This window comes from Deltaproteobacteria bacterium, from assembly GCA_035063765.1.
In the GTDB taxonomy this organism is placed as follows: Bacteria; Myxococcota_A; UBA9160; order UBA9160; family PR03; genus CAADGG01.
Genome location: JAPSFT010000009.1, coordinates 36,126 through 56,609 on the forward strand (window position 1 = coordinate 36,126; position 20,484 = coordinate 56,609).

The window sequence follows — 20,484 nt, forward strand, 5'->3', positions numbered from 1 at the left end:
CAGAGTGCCTGCGCCGCCCATCTACCTCGACCACCAGTCCACCACGCCCGTCGATCCGCGCGTCGTCGAGGCGATGGCGCCCTGGTGGACGCGCGACTTCGGCAACGCCGCGAGCCGCACCCACGTCTTCGGCTGGCGCGCCGAGGCGGCCGTCGAGGCGGCGCGCGCGACGCTGGCGCGCGCCGTCGGCGCCGCCGATCCGCAGGAGATCGTGTTCACGAGCGGCGCCACCGAGAGCGACAACCTGGCGCTCGCCGGTTTGGCCCGCGCGCAGCGCGGGCGGGGCGGCCACCTCGTGACGGTGGCCAGCGAGCACCCCGCGGTCCTCGACACCGCGCGGGCGCTGGCGGCCGAGGGCTTCACGCTGACCGAGCTGCCGGTGGACGGCGCCGGCTTCGTCGATCCCGACGACGTCGGGCGGGCCCTCACGGACGACACGGTCCTGGTCTCGGTCATGTGGGCGAACAACGAGATCGGCGTGCTCCAGCCGATCGAGGCCATCGCCGAGCGCTGCCGCGCGCGCGGGGTGGCGTTCCACAGCGACGCCGCGCAGGCCGTCGGCAAGGTGCCGGTCGACGCGGCGGCGGCCGGCGTGGACCTGCTCTCCTTCACCGCCCACAAGCTCTATGGCCCGAAGGGCATCGGCGCGCTGCGCGTGCGGCGGGGCCGGCCGCGGCTGCGGCTCGCGCCGCTCCTGCACGGCGGCGGGCACGAGGGCGGCCTGCGCTCGGGCACGCTGCCGGTGCCCCTGATCGTCGGCTTCGCGCGGGCGGTGGAGCTGGCGCTCGCCGAGCGCGAGGCCGAGGCGGCCCGCCTCGCGGCGCTGCGCGCGCGGCTCCTCGATCGGCTGCGCGCGGAGCTCGACGGGGTGTTCGTGAACGGCGACCTCGGGCGGCGCCTGCCGGGCAACCTGAACGTGGGGTTCGAGGGTGTGGATGCCGACGGGCTGCTGGCGGCGCTCCCCGAGCTCGCGATCTCGACCGGCTCCGCCTGCGCCTCGGCACGCGCCGAGCGCAGCCACGTCCTGCGTGCCCTCGGCCGGTCGGATGCGGAGCTGCGGGCCTCGGTGCGGATCGGGCTCGGCCGGGGCACGGGCGAGGCCGAGATCGACGCCGCGGCCGATCGGCTCGTCGCGGAGGTCCGCGCACAGCGCGCGCGCCGCACACCGGCTGCGCGCCCCGCGTAGCTCCGTTTCCACCCCGCCGCTACCCTGGGCCGTCCCGTTCCCCCGAGGACCCCTACGGAAGGCACATGGCCGAGCAGAAGGCGACGAACATCACCTGGCACCAGCAGACGGTGGCGCGCGCGGACCGCGAGAGGCTGCTCGGGCAGAAGGGGGTGACGATCTGGCTGACCGGCCTCTCGGGCTCGGGCAAGAGCACCATCGCCGTCGCGGCCGAGGAGGCCCTGCTCCGCCGCGGCCGGCTCGCCTACGTGCTCGACGGCGACAACATCCGCCACGGCCTGAACAAGAACCTCGGCTTCTCGCCCGCCGACCGCACCGAGAACATCCGGCGGATCGGCGAGGTGGCCCGCCTCTTCACCGACGCCGGCGTGCTCGTCTTCACCTCGTTCATCTCGCCCTACCGCGCGGACCGCGACCTGGTGCGCGGCCTCCACGACCCGGGCCGCTTCGTCGAGGCCTACGTCGCCGCGAGCGTCGCGACCTGCGAGTCGCGCGACGTGAAGGGGCTCTACAAGAAGGCGAGGGCGGGCGAGATCCCGGAGTTCACCGGCATCTCGGCGCCCTACGAGGCGCCGGAGCGCCCGGAGCTGGTGCTCGACACCAATCGCCAGACCGTCGAGGAGAGCGTGGGCCAGCTCGTCTCGTTCCTGGAAGAGAAGGGCTACCTCTCGTCGTGACGAGCCGGCTCCGCAGGCCGCTGCCCGTGCTCGCTGCGCTCGCGACGCTCGCGACCCTGGGCCTCGCGGGCTGCTCCACGCTGCTCGCTCCGGTCCGCTCCCAGCCCGACGTGGTGGAGCGCCCCGGTGCGCCGGCCGAGTACGACTATCTGGTCGGCCGCGAGCTCGAGCTCGACGGGGATCTCGAGGGGGCGCTGGCCGCCTACCAGCGGGCGCTGGCCAAGGATCCCGCGTCCGCGCTCCTCGATCGCAAGGTGGCGGAGATGCTGGCCCGGGCCGGACGCCCGGACGAAGCGGTGGCCTACGCGCAGCGCGCCCTCGAGCTCGACCCGGACGACGCCGACCTGCGCGTCTTCCTGGGCACCCTCCACCGCCTGCGCCGCGACGTCGGGGCCGCCGAGGCGGTGCTGCTCGAGCCCGACGGGACACCGCTCGACGCCGATTCGGCGCTGCTCCTCTACGGCCTCTACGCCGACGCCAATCGCAACGAGGACGCGCTGCGCACGGCGCGCTGGATGGTGCGCGCCGATCCGACCAGCCTGCGCTCGTACTTCGCGCTCGCGCGGGCCTACGAGAAGATGGACCGCCACGCCGAGGCCGAGCGGACCCTGCGCCAGGCGCTGAAGCAGCATCCGGACAGCCTGGCCGTCTACTCGGCGCTGGCGCGGGGTCGCCGCCAGCGCGGTGACCGCGACGGCGAGATCGCGATCTACCGCGAGGTGCTGCGCGTCCAGCCCCACCACCACCCGACGCTGGTGGCCCTGGCCGACGCCTACCTCGGGCTCGAGCGCTGGGACGACGCGCGCCGCACGCTCGAGGAGATCGAGCGGCGCCATCCCGAGGACCTGCGCTCGATCGTCCGGCTCGGCTACCTCGACCTCGAGCAGAAGGACTACCAGGCCGCGGCGGCGCGCTTCGAGAAGGCGCTCGCGGACAACCCCGAGCAGTACGAGGTGTACTACCTGCTCGGGCTGGTCCAGCGGCGCGCGGATCGGCTCGCCGAGGCGCAGGCCAGCTTCGAGCGCGTGCCGCCCGAGCACGAGCGCTGGTCCGACGCGCGGCTCCAGATCGCCTCGATGAAGGAGCGGGAGGACGATTTCGCGGGTGCGCTCGCCGAGGCGGAGGCGGTGCGCGCGCGCGCGCCCTCGCGCCAGCTCGACCTCTACGTCGCGAGCCTGCGCTCGAAGGCGGGCGACTTCGAGGGGGCGGTGGACTTCCTGGAGGACCTGCTCGAGCGGACGCCGGGCGACGAGGACCTGCTCTACAACCTCGGGGTCGTGTACGGCGAGGCGGGCCGCAGCGAGGAGTCGCTGGCCTACATGCGCCAGGTACTCGCCGTGAGCCCCGATCATCCGGGCGCCCTCAACTACGTGGGCTACACGATGGCGGAGCAGGGCCGGGACCTCGACGAGGCCGAGCGCATGGTGGTGCGCGCGAGCGAGCAGAGGCCCGACGACGGCTACATCACCGACAGCCTGGGCTGGATCTACTACACGCGCGCGAAGCAGATGCTCGATGCCGGGCGCGTCGAGGAGGGCCGCGCGATGCTCGAGCGGGCGGTCCGCGAGCTCGAGCGCGCGGCGCAGCTCACCGGCGGCGACCCGGTGATCTCCGAGCACCTGGGCGACGCCTACCTGCTGCTCGAGGACCGCGCCCGCGCGCTGCGCTTCTACGAGGAGGCCGTCCACCTCGAGCCGCGCGAGGCCGAGCAGCCGAAGCTGCGCGAGAAGCTCGAGCGCCTGCGCCGGGAGCTCGCGCCCCGGTGAGGGCGCGGCGCCCGGCTCGCACGCGCGCCTTCGCCGCTCCCGCCCTCGCCCTGCTGCTCGCGTTCGCGTTCGCGTGCGCCGGCGCGCGCGCGCCGCGCGCGACGCCGCTCGCGCCCGCCGACACCCGCCCCGGTGCGCTGCTCGACGCGCTCGCGCAGACCGGCGCGGCGCGCCGCTCGCTGCGGGGCGTCGCGCGGCTCGCGGTCGAGGGGCCGGCCGGCGGCGGCCGCGCCCGGCAGATCCTGCTCCTCGAGCGCCCGGCGCGCCTGCGGGTCGAGATCCTGGGCCTGCTCGACCAGCGCGTCGCCGTGCTCACGACCGACGGCGTCCACTACCGGCTCTACCGCGCCGAGGACGGCTCGCTCACGGGCGGCCCCGTCCACGACGCGCTCCTGTGGGAGGTCGCGGGCCTCGCGGTGACGCCCGAGCAGGCGGTGCAGATCCTGCTCGGGGCGCCCGAGCCGCCCCCGGGCGCACGGCTCGCGGGCGGCGCCGAGCTCGCCGACGGCCGGGTGCGCCTCGACCTGCGCGTGCCCGACCGGCCCGGGACGACCCGGCTCGAGTTCGACCCGGCCGGCCGCCTGATCGGCTGGGCCCGGCTCGGCGCGGGCGGCGAGGCGCTCCAGGAGGCTCGCTTCGGGGACTACCGGGCGCTCGGCGGCGACGCGTTCCCCTTCGCGATCGAGCTCGCCGACCACACCACCGGCGCCGAGGCGCGGGTGCACTTCGCCTCGGTCGAGCTGGACCCGGTGCTCGCGCCGGAGCTCTTCGAGCTGCGCGTCGGGAGCGGAGGGTGAGGGCGCGGCCCGTGGCCGGGGCGCTGGCTGCGCGCCTCCCGGCGGTCGCGCTCGCGGCGCTCGCCCCGATCGCCGTGCTCGCGTGCGGCAACAACCCCTATCCCGGCGGCGACGACGCGCTGCGCGTCCTCTACACGCCCTACAGCGCGCCGCCCAAGACCCTCGATCCGCAGGTGGCCTACGCGACCGTGGATCACGACGTGCTCTCGAACGTCTACGAGACGCTGCTCGAGTACCACTACCTGCGCCGGCCCTACGAGCTGATCCCCGCGCTCGCGACCGCGGTGCCCGAGCCGCGCCGGCTCCCGGACGGCGGTGTCGCCTACGCCTTTACGCTGCGGCCCGGGATCGCCTACGGCACGGACCCCTGCTTCGCGCTCGGGACGCCGGGGGCGACGAGCCGGGAGCTGGTGGCCTCGGACCTCGCGTTCGGGCTCCAGCGCATCGCGGATCCCGCCGTGGGCAGCCCGGTGCTCGTCACCTTCGCGAAGATCCGGGGCCTCGCGGCCTTCGGCGAGCGGCTCGCCGCGCGGCGCGCCGGGGAGCCCGGCTTCGCGGCGCTGCGCATCGACGAGCAGTACCGCCGTGCCGGCCCGGTCGAGGGCCTGCGCGTCACCGGTCCGTACCGCTTCGAGGTCGTGCTCGACGCGCCCTACCCGCAGATCCTCTACTGGTTCGCGATGCCCTTCACCTCACCGGTGCCGTGGGAGGCCGTGGCCTGGTACGACGGCGAGGACGGCCGCCCCCCCTTCGCCGAGGTGGCGGTCGGCACGGGCCCCTTCCGGCTCGCGCGCTACGACAAGCGCAGCCGCATCGTGCTCGACCGCAACCCCGACTGGTGGGGCGCCCGCCATCCCGAGTGGCGCGCGCCCTCGGCGCTCTACCCGGCCGACGGCGAGCCCGGGGACGCGGCCCGCGGCGCGCTCGACCCGCGGCTCGCCGGGCGCCCGCTGCCCTTCCTCGATCGCGTCGAGATGCGGCTCGAGAAGGAGTCGATCCCCGCCTTCGCGAAGTTCGTGCAGGGCTACTACGACCGCTCCGCGATCCCGAAGGAGAGCTTCGACCGGACCGTGAGCGAGGGCCGGCTCGGCCCCGAGATGGAGGCGCGCGGCATGCGCCTCGAGCGCGCGGTGCGGCCGGGCGTCTACTACCTGGGCTTCAACATGGACGATCCCGTGGTCGGCGCGCCGGCCGGCGCGCGCGCGCGCAAGCTGCGCCAGGCGATGAGCCTCGCGGTCGACGTGCCGGAGTTCCTGCGCGTGTTCCTGAACCGGCGCGGGATCCCCGCCCAGTCGCCGATCCCGCCCGGGATCTTCGGCTACGACCCGGCCTACCGGAACCCGTACCGGACCCTCGACCTCGAGCGGGCCCGCGCGCTGCTCGCGGACGCCGGCTACCCGGGCGGCGTCGACCCGGCGAGCGGGCGCGCGCTGCGCATCACCTTCGACACGCCCGACACCACCGTGCAGTCGCGCCTGCGCTTCCAGTTCCTGATCGACGGCTGGAAGCAGCTCGGCCTCGACGTCGAGCTGGCGGCGACCAGCTACAACCAGTTCCGTGACAAGGTGCGCAACGGCGCCTACCAGCTCTTCTTCTGGGGCTGGGTCGCCGACTACCCGGACCCCGAGAACTTCCTGTTCCTGCTCTGGAGCGAGATGGCCGAGGCGAAGAGCGGAGGCCCCAATACCGCCAACTTCGCGGACCCGCGCTTCGACGCCCTCTTCGACGAGCTCAAGGACCTCGAGAACGGGCCGCGCCGCGCGGCGCGGATCCGCGCGGCGCTGGCGCGGCTCGAGACCGAGCGGCCCTGGATCGAGCTCTTCCATCCCGAGGACTACGCGCTCGTGCACGGCTGGCTCGACGGCGTGAAGCCGATGGGGCTCCCGGTGCCGGTCTGGAAGTACTACGCGGTGACGCCCGACGCGCGGGCCGTGGCGCGCCGCGCATGGAACCAGCCGGTGCGCTGGCCGGCCTGGGCGCTCGGCGGGCTCGCCCTCGCGGGCCTCGGTCCGGCCGTCGCCACCTGGCGGCGGGAGCGGCGCGCGTGAGCGCCTGGCTGGTGCGCCGGCTCCTGTGGGGCGCCGCCACCGTCTTCGGTGTGCTCGGCTTCCTGTTCCTGCTCTTCTTCGCGACCGCCGAGCCCGAGGACATCGCCCGGCGCGCGCTCGGCGAGAAGGCGCCGCCCGAGGCGGTGGCGCAGTGGATCACGAGCCACGGCTACGACCGGCCCCGGGTCTGGAACCCCGCCGCTCCCACCGACACCATGCTCTTCGAGCACTTCCGGCGCATGCTCGCCTTCGACTTCGGGCGCAGCGACGCCGACGACGTGCCGATCGCACAGCGCCTGCGCGAGGGCGTGGGCGCGAGCCTCTCGCTCACCGTACCGCTCTTCCTGCTCGGGATCCCGCTCGCCCTCGGCGCGTCGCTCTTCGTGGCCTTCTTCCGCGAGACCTACATCGACCGCGCCGGGGTGGTGCTCGCGGTGGTGGTGATGAGCGTGTCGATCCTGATCTACATCCTGGCCGGCCAGTACCTGATCGGCGTGCTGCTGCGCTGGTTCCCGATCTCGGGCTTCGACGCCGACCCGGCCGTCCTCGCGCGCTTCCTGGCGCTGCCGGTCGGAGTGGGCCTCCTGCACGGGCTCGGCAGCGACCTGCGCTTCTACCGCACCGTCTTCGTCGAGGAGACCTCGCGCGACTACGTGCGCACCGCCTTCGCGAAGGGGGCCGGCGAGGGCCGGGTGATGGCCCGCCACGTGCTGCCGAACGCGATGCTCCCGATCCTCACCCACGAGGTGGTGCGGATTCCGGGTCTCTTCACCGGCGCGCTCCTGCTCGAGTCCTTCTTCGGCATCCCCGGGCTCGGCTCGATGACCGTCGACGCGATCGACGCCAACGACTTCGCGACCCTGCGCGTGATGGTGTACGTGGGAGCCCTGCTCTTCATCGCCGCGCAGATCGTCACCGACGTGGCCTACACCGTGGTCGACCCGCGCGTGCGGCTCACGTGAGCTCGCGGGAAGAAGGGTCCTAGCGCGTGGAAGCGCACGTCGCGGCCAACCTCGGACTGGTGGGGCTCGGCGCCGTGGTCGCGCTGGCGGCCTGGCGCGGGCGGCGCAGCCCGTTCTGGCGTGCGCGGCTGGCCGCGATCGCCCGGCGCCGGCCGCTCGCGCTCGCCGTGATCGCGGGCTTCGCGGCGGTGGCGCTCCTCGACACCGTGTCGTGGCGAGACGCGCAGGAGCAGGCCGGCGGGATCGGCGAGCCGCGCAGTGCGCTCGTGCGGCTCTTCCCGGCCGACTTCCGGGAAGCCAGCTACTCGGCGCCCTTCGCCGCCGTCGAGTTCTACGGCGGCGCGCCGCTCGCCCACCCGGGCCGCCACCTGCTCGGCACCGACATCCTGGGCCGCGACGTGCTCCTGCTGACGCTCCAGGGCGCGAAGGTGGCGCTGCTGGTCGGGGGGCTCACCTGCGCGATCGCGATCCCGCTGGCGCTCTTCCTGGGCGTGCCCGCCGGCTGGTTCGGCGGGCGCATCGACGACCTGGTGTTCTTCCTGGTCTCGACGCTCGCCTCGATGCCCTCGATCCTGCTCCTGATCGCGCTGGTCACCGCGATCGGGCGCGGGCCGCTCCAGGTGTGCTTCGCGCTGGCGGTGACCGGCTGGGTCGGCTTCTGCCGGCTCGCGCGCGCGGAGACGCTCAAGATCCGCGAGCTCGACTACGTGCAGGCGGCACGCGCCCTCGGCGTGCCCACCCGGCGCATCCTGTGGCGTCACGTGCTCCCGAACCTGACGCACCTGATCGTGATCACCTTCGTGCTCACCTTCTCGAGCCTGGTGCTCTCGGAGGCGGTGCTCTCCTGGCTGGGCCTCGGCCTCGAGGGGAGCTGGGGGCAGATGATCGACCAGGCGCGCGACGAGCTCTCGCGCGCCCCGGTGATCTGGTGGAACCTCGGCGCCGCCTCGCTGGCCCTCTTCACGCTGATCCTGGCCGTGAACCGCGTCGGTGACGCCGTCCGCGACGTGCTCGACCCGCGCACCGCGCGCGAGCAGGAGTGAGCGGAGATCGTGGCGGCCCTCGCGCAGCCGGATGCCGGAGCCCTGCTCAGCGTCGCGGGCCTCGTCACGAGCTTCCCCGCCGCCGGCGGCCGCCGCGTCGCGGTGGTGGACGGCGTGGACCTCGCGATCGCGCGCGGCGAGGTGCTGGCTCTCGTCGGGGAGTCGGGCTGCGGCAAGTCGCTGACCGCGCTCTCGATCGTGCGCCTCGTGCCGAGGCCGGGGCGGGTCGAGGCGGGGCGCGTGTGGCTCGCGGGCCGCGCGCTCGAGGGCCTCGGCCCGGGCGGCTGGCGGCGCGTCCGCGGGGGCGAGATCGGGATGATCTTCCAGGAGCCGATGACGAGCCTGAACCCGGTCCAGACGGTCGGCGCGCAGGTGGCCGAGGCCGTGCGGCTCCACGGCGGGGGCTCGCGGGCGGCGGCGCGCGGGCGGGCGCGCGAGCTCTTCGAGCAGGTCGGGATCCCCGACCCCGGGGCGCGCCTCGACGCCTTTCCGCACCAGCTCTCGGGCGGGCTCAAGCAGCGCGCGATGATCGCGATCGCGCTGGCCGCCCGGCCGCGGCTGCTGATCGCCGACGAGCCGACCACCGCGCTCGACGTCACGGTCCAGGCCCAGATCCTCGACCTGCTGCGCGTGCTCGGCCGCGAGCTCGGGATGGCGGTCCTGCTGATCACCCACGATCTCGGCGTGGTGAACGAGCTGGCCGACCGGGTGGCGGTGATGTACGCGGGGCGCGTCGTGGAGCAGGGCACGCGCGCCGAGGTGCTGGCGGCACCCCGCCACCCCTACACCGAAGGGCTCCTGCGCTCGCTGCCCGCGCGCGCCCCGCGCGGCGCCCGCCTCGCCGAGATCCCGGGCGCGGTGCCGCCGCCCGAGGCGTGGCCGCCCGGCTGCCGCTTCGCGGAGCGCTGCCCGCACGCCTTCGCCGCCTGCGCCGCGGCGCCCGGCTGGACCCGGCTCTCGCCGACCCATGCCGTCCGGTGTCACGTGGTCGCCCGGGAGAGCGGTGTATGAGCTCGCGGAGTCCCGGGGACCGGCCCCCCGCGCTGCTCGAGGTGCGCGGGCTCCAGACCTGGTTCCCGATCCGCGCCGGCGTGCTGCAGCGTCCGGTCGCCTGGGTGCGCGCGGTGGACGGCGTCGACCTCGACGTGCCGGCTGGCCGCACGCTGGCGCTGGTCGGCGAGTCGGGCTGCGGCAAGACGACCGTCGGCCGCTCGATCCTGCGGCTCGTCGAGCCACGCGCCGGCCGCGTGCGCTTCGCCGGCCGGGACCTGCTCACGCTCGCGCCGGGTCCCCTGCGCGCGCTACGCCGCGAGCTCCAGATCGTGTTCCAGGATCCGATGGCGGCCCTCGATCCGCGCTTCCGCGTCGGCGAGGCGGTCGCCGAGGGGATGGAGGCGCACGGGATCGGCGCGGGCGACGCCGAGCGGCGCGAGCGCGCCGCGGCGCTGCTGCGGCGCGTGGGCCTCGACCCCTCGCTCCTCGACCGCTACCCGCACGAGCTCTCGGGCGGCCAGCGCCAGCGCGTGTGCATCGCCCGCGCGCTCGCGCCGGGGCCGCGGCTGCTCGTCTGCGACGAGTCGGTCTCGGCGCTCGACGTCTCGATCCAGGCCCAGATCCTGAACCTGCTGCGCGACCTCCAGGACGAGCTCGGCCTCGCCTATCTCTTCATCAGCCACGATCTCGGGGTCGTGCGCCATCTCGCCGACCGGGTGGCCGTGATGTACCTGGGGCGCATCGTCGAGGAGGGCCCGGCCGAGCCGCTCTTCGCCGAGCCGCTGCACCCCTACACGCGCGCCCTGCTCGACGCCGTGCCCTCGCTCGATCCCGCCGCGCGGCGCGCGCAGCCGTCGGGCTCGGCGAGCCGCGCGGCGCTGGCCGGGGACGTGCCCTCGCCGGCGCACCCGCCGGCCGGCTGCCGCTTCCACACGCGCTGCCCGCTCGTCTTCGCGCGTTGCCGGGAGGAGGAGCCCGCGTTCGTCCCGGCCGGCGACCGTGGCGCGCGCTGCTTCCTCGTCGAACGACGGGCGCCGCCGGCTTGACACCCCAGACCCCCCGGGCGACCCTGCGCGTCACATGCGCCTCGAGTACACCTTCGACATCTCCGACGTGCCGGTCCCGCGCTTCTCGATCGAGGCCGTCGAGGGGATCGGCAAGCTGTTCACGCTCGCGACGCTGGTGATGAACGTGCTGGCGGTGCGGCCGCGGGTGGAGATCGTCTTCCACGGCCTGAACCCCGAGGACCCGACCCGCAAGATCGACGCCTTCCGCGAGATCCTGGCGAGCTGCGAGGCGGGTGCGAAGGTGCGCTTCCAGGCCGGACAGGGCGGCCGGGTGCCCGGCTCCTCGAGCTCCTTCCAGTGGCTCTCGGTGGAGGCCGGCGCGTAGCCGATCCCGCTCCGGCCCCCGCTGGCGGGCGGGCGCCGGTCCCGGGGTCTTCGCGGGGCGGGCCGCAGCCGGACCAGCGATGGCGGCGGGCGAGGCTCGCGCGCACGACGCGGGCGAGCGCAGGACCGGCGCCGCCCGGGAAGGGGAGGGCGCGCGCGTAGCGGCGCCAGGCGCGCAGCCGCGCGTCGTTCGGGAACGCGTCGGGCAGCGAGGCGTGCAGCTCGGCGAGCGCCTGGATCCGGCGCTCGTCGGGCAGCGGGCGGCGGAAGCGCACGGCCTCGAGGTCGATGAGGCGCGCTTCGAGGCCGCGCGCGCCGCTGCGCAGGTAGACGTGCGTGCCCTGGAGATCGCCGTGGTCGACACCACGGCGGTGCAGGGCGACGAGCAGGGCCGCGAGCGCGTCGAGCACCGCGGCTGCTTCGAGCCCTTGCGCGAGCGCGAAGGCGGACGGGACGCCGGGGCGCACGTCCTCGAGCACCACCCAGGAGCGGACCGGCACGCCTGCGCGGCGGCGCTCGAGCCACGCCTCGGGCCGCGCGACACCGATCCGGCGCAGGGCGATCCCGTGCCCGGCGCGCCAGGCGCGCCGGGCGGCCGAGCCGCGCAGCACGTCGGCGAGCGCGCGGCCGAGCCCGCGCCACGGCGCCTCCTTCACGACGAGGGCGCGGCCGCCGAGCACGTGGCCCGTGACGCGCGCACGGTGATCGTCCTTCAGCACGCGCGTGTCCGCGGCCGCGAGCGCCTCGGCGTGCGCGGCGAGCAGGCCCCGGAGCGCCCCGTCCTCGAGCGTGCGCAGGCGCAGCCCGCGCAGCCCCTCGCCACGCACGCGGGCCACGGCGCGCCCCGGCCGCAGCAGGCGCCGGGTGCGCCCGCGCGCGAACTGCTCCGCGCGCCGGTCGGCGGCGGCGCCCGCCGCCCGCAGCGCCGCGCGCGCCGGCGCGTCGAAGGGCCGCGCGAGCCCGAGCGCGGCCGCGCGCAGGCGCACGCGCTCCGCCAGCGGGACGAGCGGCCCGAGCCCGTGCTCGAGGCGCGCGAGGTCGCGCGCGCGGGCGGCGGCGCTGCGGGTGCGGCGCGCGTGCTGCCAGTCGAGCACGATCGGGGCGCCGGCGCGGACCAGGAGGTTCCCGGGGTGGAGGTCGGCGTGGACCCAGCCGGCCGCGTGGAGCCGCGCCACCAGCGCGCCGAGCGCGCCGAGCAGCGCACGGCGCGCGCGCGGCGCAGCCGCCAGCAGGGCGGTCTCGAAGGACACGCCCTCGATCCAGGCCATCGCGAGCAGGCGGTCGCCGCCGGGGAGGGTGCCGAGCGCGAGCGGCTCCGGCACCGGCAGGCCCGCTGCGTGCAGAGTGGCGAGCGCGCGCCACTCGCGCGCGGCCGGCGCGCGGCCGATCCGCGCCTTCACGGCTTCGCGCCCGGGATGCCGCCCGGATCCGACGCGGAACTGTTTCAGCAGGACCGGGCGCCCACCGGCCACGACGCGCAGCGCGCGGCGCCGCGCGTTGTCCGTGATCGCGGTGACGGCGCCGGCGGCGAGGGCGCCCTCGAGCACACGGTGGAGGTCCGGAGCGCCGTGGCTCCACCGCACGCGAGCGAGGCCCGCTTCCGCCCGGGACCCGAGCGGGGCGGTCACGACGCGGGCCGGCGCGCGCCGGCGAGCCGCTGGTAGAGGGCGCGGACCGCCGCGATCCGCACCGGGACCGAGTGGGCATGGGCCGCCTGGCGTGCCGCCGCGCCGCGGGCACGCCGGACGGCCGGGTCGCCGAGCGCGTCGAGGGCCGCGGCGAAGCCCGCGGCGTCCTCCGCGTCCGGCACCACCAGGCCCCCCTCGCCGAGCGCCTCGGCCGCCCCCGCCGCTGCGCTCGTGACGACCGGGATGCCGCTCGCGGCGGCCTCCAGGCAGACGGCGCCGAAGGCGTCGTAACGGGTCGGCAGGAGCAGCGCGTCGGCCGCCGCGTAGAGGCGCTCGACGTCGCCGCGGCGGCCGAGGAAGCGCACGCGCCCACCGACCCCGTACGAGGTCGCAAGCGCCTGCCAGGGCGCCACGGCGTCGGCGCCGGCGACCCAGAGCGAGGCCTCGCGGCGGCGCGCACGGGCCAGCGCGGCGAGCGCCACGTCGAGCCCCTTGCGGCGCCAGCCGGAGCCGACCAGCAGCCACACGGGCCCGGCGCCGGCGCCCAGCTCGGCCCGCAGGGCCGCGGCTGCGCCGGGCTCGCCCGGGTGGAAGCGCTCGAGGTCGACACCGTAAGGGATCACCACGAGCCGCTCGCGGGCGACGCCGTGCCGGCGCGCGATCCCCTCCGCCACGAAGCGCGACGGGCACAGGATCGTCTGGCTCGGATCCGCGAAGATGCGCCGCTCGATCCCGAGCAGTACGGCATGGCGTGGCGAGAGCCGCCGGAACCCGCGCCGCCAGCCCGGGTACTGGCGCGCCATGTACTCGGCGTGGCTGCCGCCGTCAGCCGAGTACACGTCCTGATGTCGGGTGCGGGAGAAGGAGTGCACGACGTCGAAGCCGCCGCGGGGCGCCGCGCGGGCCGCCGCGCGCGAGAAGGCGAGGACGCGCGCCGGTTGCCAGGTACGCGGGACGCGCACCGGGGCGAGCGAGACCGCGGGCGCCGCGGCGGCGCTCCGCGCCACCACCTGCACGCGGTCGCCGGCCGCCGCGAGGCCGTGGGCGAGCTGCCAGGCCGCCCCCTCGACGCCGCCCTGCGGCTCGAAGCGCTCGATCACGAGGGCGATCCGCACCCGGGACGGAGGTCAGTCGGAGCGGCGGCGCGCGAGCGCGAGCGCGCCGAGCGTGGCCACGGCGAATCCGAACGGGCTCGCGAGGCCGCTCGGCGCCGGCGGGCAGAAGCGCCCCTCCCACGCGCGCGCGCGGGCAATCGCGGCCTCCTCGGCGCCCTGCGCGGCCCCGGCCGGCGCCGGACCGGCCAGGGCCAGGATCGCGAGCGCGGTGAGGAGGGTGGGGCGCAGGCTCGACACGGGGCCGCAGGGTATCCGAGTCCCTTCCGGCTGCCCAGGAGACGAGCGCGCCGAATCGGGTTGACGGCTCGGGACGCGCTCGTACAATGCCGCGACCTCGCCTGCCGGTTTCCGATGGGAGCACGCAGAGTTGTCGGCATCGAGAGCCCCTCTTCCGCGCGCGCCCGGCACGGCCCCGGCGCCCCCCGACACGGCGCCCGCCGCGAATCCGCGCGGCGCGAAGCGCGAGCACATCCTCGAGGCGGCGATCCGGGTCTTCGCGCGGCGCGGCTACCACGGCGCCCGCGTCTCCGACATCGCCGCCGAGGCGGACATCGCCTACGGCCTCGTCTACCACTACTTCAAGAACAAGGAGGAGATCCTCCGCACCATCTTCGAGGAGCGCTGGAATGCGTTCCTCCGGGTCGTGGACCAGATCGCGGACGGGCCGGGCCCGGCCGGCGACAAGCTCCACGCGGTGGCGGGGCTGATCCTCTACGCCTACCGGCGTCGGCCGGACTGGGTGAAGGTCCTGGTCTTCGAGATCCAGCGCTCGTCGCGCTTCTCGGAGCCCGAACAAATCCGGGCCGTCGGGCGTCTGTTCGGGTCCGTCGCGCGGATGGTACGTGCCGGCCAGGAGACGGGGGAGCTGCGTGGGGACATCGACGCACAGCTCGCCTGCCTCGCCTTCATCGGAGCCTTGGAGACCATGATCACGAGCCAGGTGCTGGGGCACACGCGCCTTCCCGAGGGCCCCGAGGCCTCGGACGACCGCAGCGTCACCGCGGTGGTGGAGCTCTTCCTCGGCGGGCTGCGCGCCGGGCGCGGAGCGCCGGACCGATGATCGAGGCCCACGGCCTCTCGAAGCGCTACGGGGATCTGCTCGCAGTGGACCGGGTGAGCTTCTCGGTACAGCCCGGCGAGGTGGTGGGCTTCCTGGGCCCGAACGGGGCCGGCAAGACCACCACGATGCGCATGCTGACCGGCTTCGTGCCGCCGACCGACGGCAGCGCCACGATCGCCGGGCACGACATCTTCGAGGACCCGCTCGCCGCGCGCCGCGCCGTCGGCTACCTGCCCGAGACCCCACCGCTCTATCCCGAGATGAGCGTCGAGGACTTCGTCGCCTACGTGGCGCGTCTCAAGGACGTGCCGCGCGCCGGGCGCCGCGCCGCGGTGGACCGCGCGCTCGCGCGCTGCGGCCTCGCCGACGTGCGCCGGCGCGTGATCGGCGCGCTCTCGAAGGGCTATCGCCAGCGCGTCGGCCTCGCCCAGGCGATCGTGCACGATCCGGCCGTGCTGATCCTCGACGAGCCCACGGTCGGGCTCGACCCGATCCAGATCCGCGAGATCCGGGCGCTCATCGCCGAGCTCGCGGCGGAGAAGCAGGGCGAGCGCGCGCGCACGGTGATCCTGTCCACCCACATCCTCCCCGAGGTCGAGGCGATCTGCCGGCGCGTGCTCGTGATCAGCCGGGGCCGCAAGGTGGTGGACCAGCCGCTCGCGGAGCTCACGCGCGGCGGCGCGAGCCTCGAGGAGATCTTCGCGCGCGCCACCGCCCGCGAGCCGGACGCGGGCGAGGCGCCTGCCGGGGAGGCGCACCCGTGAGGCACGTCGGCGCGATCGCCGGCCGCGAGCTCAAGTCGCTCTTCGCGTCGCCCGTGGCCTACGCCGTGCTGGTGCTCTTCGCGGTGCTGGCCGGCTTCTTCTTCCTCACGGGCGTGCTCCAGTTCCAGGACTACGTGGCACGCCTCCAGGCCTTCCAGGCCGGGGAACAGCTCACCGAGCTCAACGTCAACGACCACGTGATCGCGCCCTTCATCCACGTGATGGGGGTCGTGCTGCTGTTCCTGGTGCCCGGCATCACGATGGGCCTGTTCGCCTCCGAGAAGACCAACGGCACCCAGGAGCTCCTGCTCACCAGTCCGATCACGATCTGGGAGCTGGTGGCCGGCAAGTTCCTGGCGGCCGCGGCGTTCGTGACGCTGCTGGTGGCGCTGCTCGGGATCTATCCGGCCATCCTGTTCGCCTACGGCGACCCCGAGCTCGAGAAGACCCTGGCCGGGATGGGCGGCCTGTGGCTGCTCGGCCTGGCCTACGCGGCGGTGGGTGCCTTCGCCTCCTCGGTCACGCGCAACCAGCTGGTCGCCTTCTTCCTCGCCTTCGTGATCCTGCTGGTCCTGTGGATGATCGGCTTCGTCGCCGACCTCGGCGCGGCCAGCGGCATGGGCGGCGGGCTCGGGGAATGGGTGAGCGGCGCGATGCGCTGGCTCTCCACGGCGGAGCACTTCGAATCGATGCTGATGGGCCTCATCGACACCAAGCACGTCGCCTACTTCGCGGCCCTGGTCGCGGGGTTCCTGATCGTGACCAAGGCGGCCGTCGAATCGGTCCGGTGGCGCTGAGATGACGGGACTCCCCGCGCTGCTCGGCGGCCTCGGCCTGGTCTTCTTCGTGTTCGGGCTGCTCTCGGTGTTCCTCTTCGTGCTGGGCCTGCTCTCGAACCTGGCCTGGATGATCGGGAACTTCGCGATCGGGCTGGGCCTGCTGGCCGCGGCCGGGGTCATGAGCCTCGACACGCTGCGCGAGCGGCTGTCGTCCGGCGAAGGCCGGCGCATCGGCCGCTACGGCACGAGCGCGGTGGCACAGACCCTCGTGCTGCTCTTCATCGTGGGCGCGCTGGCCTTCTTCGCCAACCGCTACGACAAGCGCTTCGACGTCTCGGAGGCGGGCGTGCACTCGCTCTCCGACCAGACCACGAAGGTGCTCGCCGGCCTCGAGCAGGACGTCGAGGTGGTGGCCTTCTACCCGAAGGTCGAACAGCCGGCGATCCGGGAGCTGCTCGAGAAATACAGCTACGTGAGCCCGCGCTTCCAGGTGACCTACGCCGACCCGAACCAGCGCCCGGATCTGGTCGAGAAGTACGGCATCGCACCGGAGCGGCTGGGCGAGGGCCTGCTGCGCGTGGCGATCGGGGGCGAGTCGGTGGAGATCGACCAGCCCGACGAGTCGAAGCTCACCAACGCGCTGGTCAAGCTCACGCGGCAGGGCCAGAAGAAGGTGTACTTCGTCACCGGCCACAACGAGCGGCCGACCGAGGGCAAGGACGCCGAGGGCAAGGAGGGCTTCGCGCGCGCCGCCGAGGCCCTGCGCAACGAGAACTACGAGGTCGCGACGATCAACCTGGAGACCCGGGCCGAGGTGCCCGAGGACGCCGACGTGGTGATCCTGGCCGGACCCACGCGCCCGCTGCGCCCCGGCGACGCCGACAAGCTCGACCGCTACCTGGCGCGCGGCGGGGCCGTGCTCGCGATGGTCGACCCGCGCGCGCAGACGGACCTCGTCGACGTGCTCGGCGGCTGGGGCGTCGAGGTGGGGCAGGACGCGATCGTGGACCGGCTCCAGAGCCTCTTCGGCCAGGCCATGTCGCCGATGGCGGGCCAGTACGCGGACCACGACATCACCCGCGAGATGCGCGAGGTCACGCTCTTCCCGATGGCGCGCAGCGTGCGCCCGCGCGAGCCGGCGCCTGCCGACCCGGCCCATCCCGAGGCGGCGAGCAACCGCTCCTTCGTCGAGCTCGTGCTCACCAGCGAGAACGCCTGGGCCGAGCGCGATCTCGACCAGCTCTTCGCGAGCGGCAGCGCCGAGCTCGGCGCCGACGACCTGCCGGGTCCCGTGTCGCTGGCGGTGGCGGGCCGGCCGCACACCGCGAGCGCACCGCCGCCGGCCACGACGGCCGAGGGCACCGAGCCGCAGGCGCCGCCCGAGCCGCGCCTCGTGGTGTTCGGCGACAGCGACTTCGCGTCGAACCAGGCGATCGGGGCCTACCGCAACCGCGACCTGTTCGTGAACTCGGTGAACTGGCTGCTCGGCGACGTCGAGGCGATCGCGGTGCGGCCCAACCAGTCGCGCGCGTCGCGGCTCATGCTGTCGAACGAGCAGCTCTCGACGATCCGCTACGTGGCGCTCTTCGTGCTGCCGCAGGCGATCGCGATCTTCGGCGTGCTGGCCTGGTGGAGCCGGCGCCGCGCCCCCGGGCGCTAGGGGCTCCGCGCGGTGTCCTGGCGCAATACACTGGTGCTGCTCGCGGTCGCGGTGCTGCTCGGCGCCGGGATCTGGCTCTCGAACCGCCGGGAGAGCGAGCAGCAGGAGGCCGAGGAGCAGGCCAAGCGCCTGTTCGGCGCGCTCGAGGCCGGCCAGGTCGAGTGGGTGGCGCTGACCACCAGCGACGGGCGCGAGGCGCGCCTCGCCCGCCAGGAGGGCGCCTGGCGCATGACCGGGCCGGTCGACTTCCCGGCCGACCCGACGGCCGCCGACGCGATCGCCGGCGCGCTCGCCAGGCTCACCAGCGAGGCGGTGATCGAGGATCCCGAGCCCCCCGCGGTCTACGGCCTCGGCGAGGGCGTGCGGATCGTGCGCTTCGCGGCGAAGGGGCAGGAGCACGAGCTGCGCCTCGGCAAGAAGACGCCCGTCGGGTCCAGCCACTACGCCGCCACCGGCGCGGGCGAGGGCGCCCCCGTCTACACCGTCGCCGCCTTCGCGACCACGGCCTTCGACAAGGCGCTCGACGACCTGCGCGAGCGGCGCCCGTTGCGCTTCGAGCGCGAGGCCGTGACCCGCATCGAGGCGGACTGGACCGGCGGGCGCGCCGTGGTCGAGAAGCAGGACGGGCGCTGGAAGCTCGTCGAGCCCTTCGCCGGCGAGGCCGACGAGGACACCATCGAGACCCTGCTCTCGGACCTCGCCTTCCTGCGCGCCGCGGGCTTCGTCGACGAGCCGCCGCCGCCCGCCGAGGTGGGGCTCGATGCGCCGGAGTACCGCGTCGTGCTGATCGGGACCGCGGCCGAGGGCAAGCCGGCTCCGCGCTGGGAGCTCGCGATCGGCAGCGTGATCGAGCCGAACGCGCGGGCCGGCAAGGCCGCCGAGCCCGCGCTCTACAAGATCCCCGTGGACCGCTTCGAGAAGCTCCCGAAGAAGGTCGAGGCGTTCCGCTTCAAGCAGCTCTCGCAGTTCGTCGCGAGCGACGCCGAGCGCTTCGAGCTGATCTTCCCCGATCTCGCCGCCGCCCGGCAGGGCGCGAGCGAGGTGGTGACGATCACCGGCACCCGCACCGACGAGGGCTGGGAGACGACGCCCGAGCCGATGGCCGCGGGCCTCGCCGCGCGCATGGTGGCCGAGCTCTCGCGCCTCGACGCCGCCGGCATCGCGGCCGACGAGGTCGGCCCGCAGGAGCTCGCGGGGCTCGGCCTCTCGCCGCCGCACGCGACGATCCGCGTCTACGGCAAGCCCGAGGTCCCGGAGGGCACGGCGGGGGCGGACGAAGGCGCGGCGGCGCTGCTCGCCGACCTCCAGCTCGGCGTCCAGGACGGCGACCGCATCATCGCCCGCCGCGCCGACCGCCCGACGATCTTCCGCCTCGACGCCGCGAAGGCCGAGGACGTCCCGGTGAGCCTCGAGGCCTTCCGAAACCGCTTCGTGTCGAAGGAGGCGCCGGCCGAGGAGACGGAGTCACTGCCCGGCGTGCCGGCGGCCGACGCGCCGGCGGCCGGAGCGGCGCCGCCGGCCGAGGCGCCGGCGCCGGCGGAGGGCGCGGCGCCGCCCGGCGGACCCTGAACGGCTCGACCCGCGTCTCAGCGGACCCGGGCAGCGCCGGCCGCCAGGTGTCCGCAGGCGTCTTCGACGATCGACCGGAGGAGCGTCCCGGCCGGCGGCACGCTCCCGATGAAGCTCGCCGCCTCGCCGACGAAGACCCCGGTCCCCTCGGCGTCTCCCTGGTTCCACGCCCGGGTGTAGCCCGGCAGCTCCTCGTGGGCCTTCGCGCGCAGCTCCTCCTCCTGCCCGTGCCAGCGGGCCACGAAGCGGTTGCGGAGCACGCGCGCGGTGAAGGGGGCCGGCCAGGCCTTCGCGCGGACGATGTCGACGACCCGGGTTCGCAGGGTGTCGTCGGCGCTGGCGGCGATCGCCGCCGCGTGGAACCCGGTGGGCACGGACGCCTCGCGGGTGGCCCAGAACCGCGAGCCCATGAGCACGCCGTCGGCGCCGAGCATCAACGCGGCGGCGAGGCCGCGTCCGTCGGCGATCCCGCCGGCCGCGACGACGAGGGTGTCGGGGTGCTCCTTCGCGCAGAGATCGACGATCTCCGGCACGAGGGTGATGGTGCTCCGGGTGGCACCGTGCCCGCCCGCCGCCGTCCCCTGCGCCACCAGGACCGCCGCACCCGCGGCGAGGGCCGCGCGCGCCATCTCCCGATCCTGGACCTGGCAGAGGAGCGGCACGCCCGCGTCGTGGATGCGCTTCGCGAACGGCCGGGGGTCGCCGAAGGAGAGCAGGAGCGCGGCCGGACGGTGGCCGAGCACGAGGTCGAGGAGCGCCGGCGCCTGGGCGAGGGACCAGGTGATGAAGCCGCATCCGACGCGCGCGTCGCCCGCGCGCTCGAGCTCCGACCGGAGCCAGTCGGGATCCCCGTAGCCGCCGCCGATCAGCCCGAGCCCTCCCGCGCGCGAGACCGCGCCCGCGAGCGCCCCGCCGGCTGCGAACGCCATGGGCGCGAGGATCACGGGATGCTCGAGCGCGAAGCGATCGGTTAGTCGCGTCCTCAGCATTCGATACATTCCCGCCCGTCCCGACCCGAGACCCCACCTCCGGGGGCTCGACGCGGA

Annotated in this window: 19 protein-coding genes; 16 read left to right on the forward strand and 3 right to left on the reverse strand. The window is 75.2% G+C overall.

Annotated elements, in window-relative coordinates; genetic code table 11:
• The first annotated feature begins 4 nt into the window (after positions 1-4).
• The 11 genes from OZ948_08815 to OZ948_08865 all read left to right on the forward strand — a co-directional run bounded on the left by OZ948_08815 (position 5) and on the right by OZ948_08865 (position 12,527).
• On the forward strand, positions 5-1,186 hold the full coding sequence (locus OZ948_08815; GenBank protein ID MEB2344829.1) for an aminotransferase class V-fold PLP-dependent enzyme: 1,182 nt from the start codon (positions 5-7) through the stop codon (positions 1,184-1,186).
• A gap of 65 nt (positions 1,187-1,251) precedes the next feature.
• On the forward strand, positions 1,252-1,863 hold the full coding sequence (gene cysC, locus OZ948_08820) for an adenylyl-sulfate kinase (GenBank protein MEB2344830.1): 612 nt from the start codon (positions 1,252-1,254) through the stop codon (positions 1,861-1,863).
• The gene (locus OZ948_08825) at positions 1,860-3,629 is read left to right on the forward strand and encodes a tetratricopeptide repeat protein (GenBank protein ID MEB2344831.1); all 1,770 of its coding nucleotides are present in this window, start codon (positions 1,860-1,862) and stop codon (positions 3,627-3,629) included. Before cysC ends, OZ948_08825 begins: the two co-directional genes overlap by 4 nt.
• Entirely contained in the window at positions 3,626-4,426 is an 801-nt protein-coding gene (locus tag OZ948_08830; protein ID MEB2344832.1) for a hypothetical protein, read from the forward strand. The genes OZ948_08825 and OZ948_08830 overlap by 4 nt, the downstream gene beginning before the upstream one ends.
• A complete protein-coding gene (locus OZ948_08835) occupies positions 4,423-6,474 on the forward strand; it encodes an ABC transporter substrate-binding protein (GenBank protein MEB2344833.1) in 2,052 nt (683 codons plus the stop codon). Before OZ948_08830 ends, OZ948_08835 begins: the two co-directional genes overlap by 4 nt.
• Entirely contained in the window at positions 6,471-7,436 is a 966-nt protein-coding gene (locus OZ948_08840; GenBank protein ID MEB2344834.1) for an ABC transporter permease, read from the forward strand. The genes OZ948_08835 and OZ948_08840 overlap by 4 nt, the downstream gene beginning before the upstream one ends.
• Positions 7,437-7,462: 26 nt before the next feature.
• Complete coding sequence (locus tag OZ948_08845) at positions 7,463-8,479, forward strand: ABC transporter permease (GenBank protein ID MEB2344835.1); 1,017 nt, start codon at positions 7,463-7,465, stop codon at positions 8,477-8,479.
• A 9-nt stretch (positions 8,480-8,488) separates the two neighbouring features.
• Entirely contained in the window at positions 8,489-9,490 is a 1,002-nt protein-coding gene (locus tag OZ948_08850; protein MEB2344836.1) for an ABC transporter ATP-binding protein, read from the forward strand.
• The gene (locus OZ948_08855; protein ID MEB2344837.1) at positions 9,487-10,518 is read left to right on the forward strand and encodes an ABC transporter ATP-binding protein; all 1,032 of its coding nucleotides are present in this window, start codon (positions 9,487-9,489) and stop codon (positions 10,516-10,518) included. Before OZ948_08850 ends, OZ948_08855 begins: the two co-directional genes overlap by 4 nt.
• A gap of 34 nt (positions 10,519-10,552) precedes the next feature.
• Entirely contained in the window at positions 10,553-10,864 is a 312-nt protein-coding gene (locus tag OZ948_08860) for a hypothetical protein (GenBank protein ID MEB2344838.1), read from the forward strand.
• A gap of 214 nt (positions 10,865-11,078) precedes the next feature.
• Positions 11,079-12,527 carry a hypothetical protein gene (locus OZ948_08865; GenBank protein MEB2344839.1) on the forward strand — a complete coding sequence of 483 codons (1,449 nt, stop codon included), beginning with the start codon at positions 11,079-11,081 and terminating at the stop codon, positions 12,525-12,527.
• Here the strand turns inward: OZ948_08865 and OZ948_08870 are convergent.
• Complete coding sequence (locus OZ948_08870) at positions 12,488-13,606, reverse strand: glycosyltransferase family 4 protein (GenBank protein ID MEB2344840.1); 1,119 nt, start codon at positions 13,604-13,606, stop codon at positions 12,488-12,490. The genes OZ948_08865 and OZ948_08870 overlap by 40 nt on opposite strands.
• A gap of 12 nt (positions 13,607-13,618) precedes the next feature.
• Positions 13,619-13,843: a hypothetical protein gene (locus tag OZ948_08875; protein ID MEB2344841.1), complete on the reverse strand. Its 225-nt coding sequence runs from the start codon at positions 13,841-13,843 to the stop codon at positions 13,619-13,621.
• Positions 13,844-13,973: 130 nt separating this feature from the next.
• Between OZ948_08875 and OZ948_08880 the strand changes: the two genes are divergently transcribed.
• Genes OZ948_08880 through OZ948_08900 form a run of 5 tightly spaced genes read left to right on the forward strand, consistent with a single transcriptional unit; the run spans position 13,974 to position 19,438 of the window.
• Positions 13,974-14,666, forward strand: a complete 693-nt coding sequence (locus OZ948_08880; protein ID MEB2344842.1) for a TetR/AcrR family transcriptional regulator — start codon at positions 13,974-13,976, stop codon at positions 14,664-14,666.
• Positions 14,663-15,430: an ABC transporter ATP-binding protein gene (locus tag OZ948_08885; protein MEB2344843.1), complete on the forward strand. Its 768-nt coding sequence runs from the start codon at positions 14,663-14,665 to the stop codon at positions 15,428-15,430. The genes OZ948_08880 and OZ948_08885 overlap by 4 nt, the downstream gene beginning before the upstream one ends.
• Complete coding sequence (locus tag OZ948_08890) at positions 15,427-16,227, forward strand: ABC transporter permease (protein ID MEB2344844.1); 801 nt, start codon at positions 15,427-15,429, stop codon at positions 16,225-16,227. The genes OZ948_08885 and OZ948_08890 overlap by 4 nt, the downstream gene beginning before the upstream one ends.
• A 1-nt stretch (position 16,228) precedes the next feature.
• Positions 16,229-17,869 carry a Gldg family protein gene (locus OZ948_08895; protein MEB2344845.1) on the forward strand — a complete coding sequence of 547 codons (1,641 nt, stop codon included), beginning with the start codon at positions 16,229-16,231 and terminating at the stop codon, positions 17,867-17,869.
• Positions 17,870-17,881: 12 nt separating this feature from the next.
• The gene (locus OZ948_08900) at positions 17,882-19,438 is read left to right on the forward strand and encodes a DUF4340 domain-containing protein (GenBank protein MEB2344846.1); all 1,557 of its coding nucleotides are present in this window, start codon (positions 17,882-17,884) and stop codon (positions 19,436-19,438) included.
• A gap of 17 nt (positions 19,439-19,455) precedes the next feature.
• Here the strand turns inward: OZ948_08900 and OZ948_08905 are convergent, their stop codons facing one another.
• Complete coding sequence (locus tag OZ948_08905; GenBank protein ID MEB2344847.1) at positions 19,456-20,427, reverse strand: nitronate monooxygenase; 972 nt, start codon at positions 20,425-20,427, stop codon at positions 19,456-19,458.
• Positions 20,428-20,484 lie beyond the last annotated feature (57 nt).